General features: G+C 64.8%; 7 protein-coding genes. 5 read left to right on the forward strand and 2 right to left on the reverse strand.

The features are described 5' to 3' along the window. The first annotated feature begins 226 nt into the window (after window positions 1-226). The 5 genes from F0U44_RS22100 to F0U44_RS22115 all read left to right on the forward strand — a co-directional run bounded on the left by F0U44_RS22100 (window position 227) and on the right by F0U44_RS22115 (window position 4,041). On the forward strand, window positions 227-1,369 hold the full coding sequence (locus tag F0U44_RS22100; RefSeq protein ID WP_149730566.1) for a tyrosine-type recombinase/integrase: 1,143 nt from the start codon (window positions 227-229) through the stop codon (window positions 1,367-1,369). A 479-nt stretch (window positions 1,370-1,848) separates the two neighbouring features. Then, complete coding sequence (locus tag F0U44_RS22105) at window positions 1,849-2,082, forward strand: helix-turn-helix domain-containing protein (RefSeq protein WP_149730567.1); 234 nt, start codon at window positions 1,849-1,851, stop codon at window positions 2,080-2,082. Beyond that, on the forward strand, window positions 2,079-2,438 hold the full coding sequence (locus F0U44_RS22110; protein ID WP_149730568.1) for a hypothetical protein: 360 nt from the start codon (window positions 2,079-2,081) through the stop codon (window positions 2,436-2,438). Before F0U44_RS22105 ends, F0U44_RS22110 begins: the two co-directional genes overlap by 4 nt. Before the next feature lie 344 nt (window positions 2,439-2,782). Further along, a complete protein-coding gene (locus tag F0U44_RS23150; protein ID WP_188113630.1) occupies window positions 2,783-3,046 on the forward strand; it encodes a hypothetical protein in 264 nt (87 codons plus the stop codon). Then, complete coding sequence (locus tag F0U44_RS22115) at window positions 3,046-4,041, forward strand: AAA family ATPase (protein WP_246160757.1); 996 nt, start codon at window positions 3,046-3,048, stop codon at window positions 4,039-4,041. The genes F0U44_RS23150 and F0U44_RS22115 overlap by 1 nt, the downstream gene beginning before the upstream one ends. 543 nt (window positions 4,042-4,584) lie before the next feature. On the opposite strand, the gene F0U44_RS22120 is transcribed toward F0U44_RS22115, so the two are convergent. Beyond that, the gene (locus F0U44_RS22120) at window positions 4,585-5,589 is read right to left on the reverse strand and encodes a cutinase family protein (protein ID WP_188113632.1); all 1,005 of its coding nucleotides are present in this window, start codon (window positions 5,587-5,589) and stop codon (window positions 4,585-4,587) included. Beyond that, the gene (locus F0U44_RS22125) at window positions 5,586-6,566 is read right to left on the reverse strand and encodes a right-handed parallel beta-helix repeat-containing protein (RefSeq protein WP_438616541.1); all 981 of its coding nucleotides are present in this window, start codon (window positions 6,564-6,566) and stop codon (window positions 5,586-5,588) included. Before F0U44_RS22125 ends, F0U44_RS22120 begins: the two co-directional genes overlap by 4 nt. Between the last annotated feature and the right edge of the window lie 202 nt (window positions 6,567-6,768).

Below are 6,768 nucleotides of genomic sequence, written 5' to 3' on the forward strand. Positions count from 1 at the left end.
CACACAATCTGGCCGCTAACCCTGACAAAGGCCCCCGATCTGCGTTTCCGCAGGTCAGGGGCCTCATGTGCTGGTGGGCGATACTGGGTTTGAACCAGTGTCGCAAGTCCAGTCTGATCTGCTGTTACGCTCAATCTGAGCGTGAATGTGGTCGCAGGAGGCTGCACGGGGTGGCAAGAGTCCGATCTGTTGTTGCACGCTAGTTGCACGAAAAATCGGAGCGAAGATGGGTGAGCACCGGCGAGACTTCGGAGCGATCCGCAAGTTGGGGAGCGGGCGGTTCCAGGCGTCCTACGTAGGGCCGGATGGTGCGCGATGGACGGCGCCGTTCACGTACGACGCCGAGATCGATGCCCAAGGATTCTTAGCCAGAGCCCGTTTAGCAATCACTCGGGGTGAGTGGACACCTGACTTCGACACGTACGCGAAGGAGGGCGAGACCTTCGGCGAGTACGCGGAGCGGTTTGTTGCCGAGCGCAACATCAAGCCGAGGACGCGGCACGAGTACGAGGGCTACCTCCGGCGGGTCTTGGACCCAGAGTTTGGAGACCTGCTCTTGACGTCGATAACCCCGGCGATGGTCCGCAGGTGGTACGCCAGTTTCGGTGACCGGACTCCGACGATGCGCGCGCGCTGCTACGAACTGCTTCGCACCATTCTCAATCAGGCGGTACGAGACCGTGACATCGAGTTCAACCCGTGCGATGTCAGGGGTGGCGCGAGTGTGCGTCCTCGGCACAAGACCGAGGTTGCCTCGATTGAGGAGATCGCGGCGCTGGTCGAGGAAATCCCGGTGCGGTATCGCGCGATGGTGTTGCTGGCGGCGTGGTGCGGGCTGCGGTTCGGTGAGCTGACCGAGTTGCGGCGCGGTGACGTGGACCTGTCCGAGCGCGTGATCACCGTGCGCCGGGGAGTGGTCCGGGTAGCGGGGCAGGTGGTCGTCGATACGACCAAATCCCGCGCGGGTGAGCGCACGGTGGCACTGCCCCAGCACCTAGAACCAGCCATCCAGGCACACCTAGATCAGCATGTCGGGCCGGACCGTGCCAGTCTGTTGTTTCCTGCGCATTTGGATCCGGGCAAGAACCTTGCCCCATCGACGTGGAACCGGCACTGGTACGCCGCCCGCGACGCGGTGGGCCGCCCGGAGCTGCATCTGCACGACTTGCGGCACACCGGAGCGACTCTGGCCGCTCACACCGGCGCAACGCTCGCGGAACTGCAAGCCAGGATCGGTCACTCCACGGTGGGGGCTGCGATGCGTTACCAGCACGCTGCCCCGGGTCGAGATCGCCTGATCGCTGAACGACTCTCAGCGATGGTCACCCCGCCACCCGAAACGGCGACGACCACGGCGGCCGACTCGTAACGTGTCCGCGCCCCAGTTGCATCTCACCGTCGATAGTCGAACTCAAGGCGCCACCCGGCACCCCATTCGTGTCCTTCCTGCCCGAGCCAGCCAGATCACCTACAAGGCGTGCGACGAGGCGCAGTTCGTCTTGTAGACCTGACTCCAAGTGTGTGGGCACCCTGGAATCCGGCCGATTGGCAGTGTGGTCTTCACGCGCCTACTGCACACGTTCCGCCGCGGGACAGCAACGCGAGCCGACGTCCACACTTCCAGGATTGGCCCGGTTGGCCCTTGCGACGCCGCCGGAGGCCCCGACCGGCGAAGCGCCTCGCCTCGATGTCGCAAAGCAGGGGTTTTGGTGCGGTTGACTAGTGCCTGCACCGAACAGCAGGCATCAGCCCGCAACCGGGTGTCCCGAGGCAGCGACTGCACAGCCCTCAGAAAGCACGCAGCCGCCAGCCTCGGTCACCCACCAAACTGAAATGGAGAACCCAAGTATGACCCAGGTCAGGAACCCGCGGAAGCCGCGCGAGGCCGAGGCGCGCGCCGACGGCTACGTCACCCTCCAGGAGGCGGCGGACTACTACCAGGTGAGCACCGACTCGCTGCGCCGCTACATCGCCCAGGGCGCCGTGCCTGCCGTGAGGCTGCCCGGCAGGGCGATCCGCATCAAGCGCAGCGACCTCGACAAGCTCGCCCGGCGCATCCCCACCTACCGAGGCTCGTTGTGAGCGCCGCGACCAGGCTCGCCTCGGGCGTCACGCTGTGGCTTGAGTGCTGCACTGTCGTGCCCGACGACGACCTCGACGGCCTCCTGCCCAACTACGCCGACCGCGACGTCGTCGTGAGCGCCGATGACGAGACGCTGATCTTGACGCTCGCCGTCGAGGACGAGCTGCACCCCGCCACCGTCAACTTCATGCACACCTACGCCGACCTCGTCCGACTCGAGATCCGCTGCCCCGTCAACGCCGCTCAGATCGACCGGCTCATCCGCGCGTTGCCCGACTGGCGATTCCTCGCCACCGACGACTGCGACCTGACCATGGTCGCTCCCGCAGACCAGAACTGCATGTACGACATCTGATCGGCTCGGAGGGGCGGACCACCGCTGACCAGCAGGACCCGCCCCTCCGCACGGCCGCTAGCGCCTCAGCCACTCACCCCGGTTCGGCGCGATGACGCAGTTTCTGGACCGCGCATCGCGCGCGCGACCTGTTGCACGCCGTTGCCGTCGCCTTGCTATGCGGCGCCACGTGCATCACAGGCATGCCCTGGCCGAGAAAGCCCCGAGGTTCATCGCGCAATCACCCGCGATGAACCTCGCCTACACACCGACAAGGAAACGAGCTCGTGTCAAACACCTCCACCCTCCGTTCTTACCCGCGAGCCACGCGGCCGCCTGGGGCTCGCCGCCACAGCGCCGTTGCGATGACCGCATCGGTGACCCTGGACCTCTCCGAAGGCCACCAGGAGAAGCCGAACGGAGTCCGGCGCCAGATGTTGGTCCTGCACACCGTCCCCTTCGGCGCCCGCGTCAACCTGATCACCTCTACGTGGCCCGATCCCGAGGCCGTTCGCCTCCTGCGCGAGCACCGCCACCAGGTCCGGTTCGACGTCACGGGCACGGATCCCGCTCGCATCGGCGCATGGATCACTGCACTCACCACCGACACCATCTTGGAGTGGATCTGATGAACACGTTCAACAACGACGACGCGTGCTTCGCCAACATCGTTTCCACAACCGCCCCGACGCGGTGGACCGCACAAGAGTTGCTGGAGCTGGACTTCCCCGAGATCAAGTGGGCCGTGGAGGGGTGGATCGCCGAAGGTGTCACGGTGCTCGCTGGAGCACCGAAGATCGGGAAGTCCTGGCTGTGTCTCGATCTGGCCCTCGCCGTAGCGTCCGGCGGTGTGGTCTTCGGCAACATCGATGTCGACCAGGGCGCCGTTCTGTACGCCGCGTTGGAGGACACCGGCCGCCGCCTCCGCGACCGGCTCCGCCTGGTCCTCAACGACCGGCCGGCACCGTCCGGTCTCACCTTCGAGACTCAGGCCCGACCGTTCAACGACATGTTGGACTACATCCGCGGATGGGTCGACCACACTCCCGACGCCCGACTGGTCATCATCGACGTCCTGAGCAAGATCCGCCCCGCGAACGTCAAGAACGACTACGCAGAGGACTACCGCGTCATGAGCGCCATAAAGAAGGTGGCCGACGAGTGTGGCGTCGCCATCGTCGTGGTCCACCACAAGCGCAAGCAGGAGGCTACCGATCCGCTTGACCAGATCAGCGGCACCAACGGCATCACTGGCGCCGCCGACGCCTCGATGGTGCTGAGCCGTCCCCGCACTTCGCCCGAAGCGAGCCTGTTCATCACCGGCCGCGATGTCGAGGAGAAGGAGTCTCCGTTGATGTGGGACGCCAGCGCCCACCGATGGATCCTCCTGGACGGCCCGGTCGGACTCGGCGACGGCGCGGCCCGCACCATCTACAACTACCTGGCTTCGGGTGTCACTGCCACGCCAACCGAGATCGCAAAGGCGACCGGACTCCCCGACGGGACGATCAAGGGCACGCTCACGCGGATGATCGACGCTGACCAGGTCAGCAGGACCAAGGGTCGCTACTTCGTCGCAGCGACCACACCCGACGGGCACGCGACTGGCCTGGTGCTGGTGTAACCGGCGTAACCGTGTANNTACACGGTTACGCCGGTTACAGGTAGCAACGGTGGGCCGGACTCCGGGTCCGGCTCACCGTTCGATTCCACCCGAGGAGCCGAGGCACTCAGCCACCCGACCCATCACAATGACCCCATGGCTGATCCCGCGGACCGATTGAACCTTGCTGAGCTTGCCGAAGCGGCCGACACGCTCGAGGCGATCTGGTGGGTCAAGGGCCGACAACAAACGCGCAGCCCTGGGGGTGCTTAACAGAACCGCACACGCTCGAAGTGCAGTGATCTCGCGCTATGCGCACCGGCGGCCACCTGCCAAGATTCCGGTTCGGGTCGGTGGGCCGGCGCGCCCAGCAGCGTCGAGAAAGTTGACGTTTTCGCGCTCGAATCGGACGACCGGCACCACGGCAGCTCCACGGCTATGTCGCTCACGTCCCCGTCCATCGATACCGAGGAGGTCAACGCCCCCCAGCATGCGATCCTGCTCGTAGAAGTCGGCGGCAGAAGCTCCATCAGGACGACGGCGCTGCTCCCGCTCCTCACGGCATCAGAGTCGGCCAGCGAGCCATTCGGCCGACCATCGCCCAAGAGACTCAGACTCAGCGATGGAGTAGTTCGTATGCTGCGAACCTCCAGACCCCCAGCCGGGAGCGCAGACAATGTCGTTGTCATGGCACATGGAGATAGTGCGGTCCACCAGCCACGGCGGAATCGGGTTGCGATCTTCGGCGAACTTGCTCCAAATGCCCTCGGCGTTCCAGATGCCGAATGGTGCGTCGGAGTTGGCGGTGTCCCAAATCCATTCGTCGCCTTGAGATGTCTTGGCCGGGTCGGCGAGCAGGATGATGCCGCCGATGAAGTCTGTGGACAACAGCGGGGAGTTAGTCCGTTCGAGATCAGCGATGGCTAGTCGGATTACAAGTGCGCCTTGGGAGTACCCAGCTAGGACGACCTTCTGCGGCTCCTCGGCACACCGGTTATGTTCCGAAGCCAACAGGTTCTTGAGCACGTCCACCCCCTGGTAGATGCTCTGGAGGTACGTCGGGTGGTTGTAGGAGATCGGGTTGTGCGCCACACCCAACGCCCGGTACTCAAGGCCCACCGGTCTAACCGTAGTGCCGGGCCGCTCCTGCGCGATGGCCTCCGTGAACTCAGTGTAGGTCGGCCAGATCTTCTCCCCGAAGGCGTTGATGCCGTCAGGTTGATACATAGCGTCGTTTTCGCCTTGGGGGGCTTCCCCAGAACCGCGGACCCCTATGAACAACACGTCCGTGCAGTCGTCCTCCTCAAGCACCTGTCCTGGTGCAGTGGGCGGACGAGGGGGCGCGACATAGCCAACCCACGGGGTAAAGATCACCGTTCCATTCGTTGAATACCCCTCGCCCCACGGGGATGGTCCTGACGGGTCGCCCCAGTCAACATTCGTAGCGTCTAGGTACCCCTGAGATGAGACGCCGTCGAGCACATCGGTCAGCCGGCCATGGAACTCAGCGCCACCGCCCGAATCGACGGCCATGCCGAGCGCGGCGTAGCGGATGTCGGTGTGGTTCATTTGGCCGACCCCGCCGGTACCGATTGAGACCCGGTCCCAGTCGCCGGGTGCGGGTGCGGTGGCTGTGCCGTCGCCGTTGGTGTCGCNNCAACCAACGACCCATTCACCTGGAGGTAGGCGCGACCGGGGTTGCAGTAGGCGTCGGTGAACTTGAGGACCTGGCCCGGGTTGACCGTGAGCGTGACGCCGTTGGCGATCGTGAGGCCAGCGCATCCACCGATGACGAATGTCGGCCCCGAGGACGGCCAGGTCCAGTTCTCGACCAGGACTCCGCTGAGGTCGATGTAGTTGCGGGCGTTCCCGCTCAGGATGTTGCCGGTGAGCTGGCTTGGACGAAGGTGCGGGGCTGAGATCGTCATTGCAAGGCCCGCGCCTGTAATGGAGTTGTCGCGGATCGTCGGAGCGGAGGTGCTCTCACCGGTCACCACGACGTTGACGCCGGGGCCGCCATTGCCGGTGATCGTGTTCCGCGAGACCGTGGTGGCACCTCCGGTGGCGTAAGAAGACACGACCAGGCCGTTGGCGATGGTGTTATCCGTGATCGTCACGTCGCTGCTTGAACCAGAAACCGAGACCTGCGATGTCAGGTACCCCGCTCCGATCTGTGAGTTTGTGATCGTCACCGGTGCCGAGGTGGACTGGACAGACAAGGCAGGGTTCTGATCCCACGGGTGTAGCACCCGCACCCTGTTCAGACTCGTGCGGGACCCGCCCAAGACGAACAGATTGCTGTAGCGAACCTCGAGCCACTCGTAGTCGTGTGCCCCGGGGCCGTCGATCCGCAAGCCACCCCAGTCGCCGGGTGCGGGTGCGGTGGCGGTGCCGTCGCCGTTGGTGTCGCCACCGACGGTGTCGTCCTTGTAGCTGGTGAACACCACCGGAGAGACCTGGGTCCCAGACGCAACCAACGACCCATTCACCTGCAACGTTGCGTTGAGGCCCACCTTCACGACCGCCCCCGCCTCGATTACCACCACCGAGCCCGGTTCGATGGTGGTGTTGCAGGTCAACCTGTGTGTCGAGGTGGCCGTCCAGGTTTCGCTTGAGGTGATTGGGCCGCAGTGCTCGACAGGCGCGGGAGGCGGGAGGAACGGCGTCGCTGCTGCGCTCGCTGACCGGTTGGTTTCGTTGCTGGTGGTGTCGATGGCGGTGATCGCGAACCAGTATTTGGTGCCGTTG

This window comes from Nocardioides humilatus (assembly GCF_008373755.1).
Taxonomy (GTDB): Bacteria; Actinomycetota; Actinomycetes; order Propionibacteriales; family Nocardioidaceae; genus Nocardioides; species Nocardioides humilatus.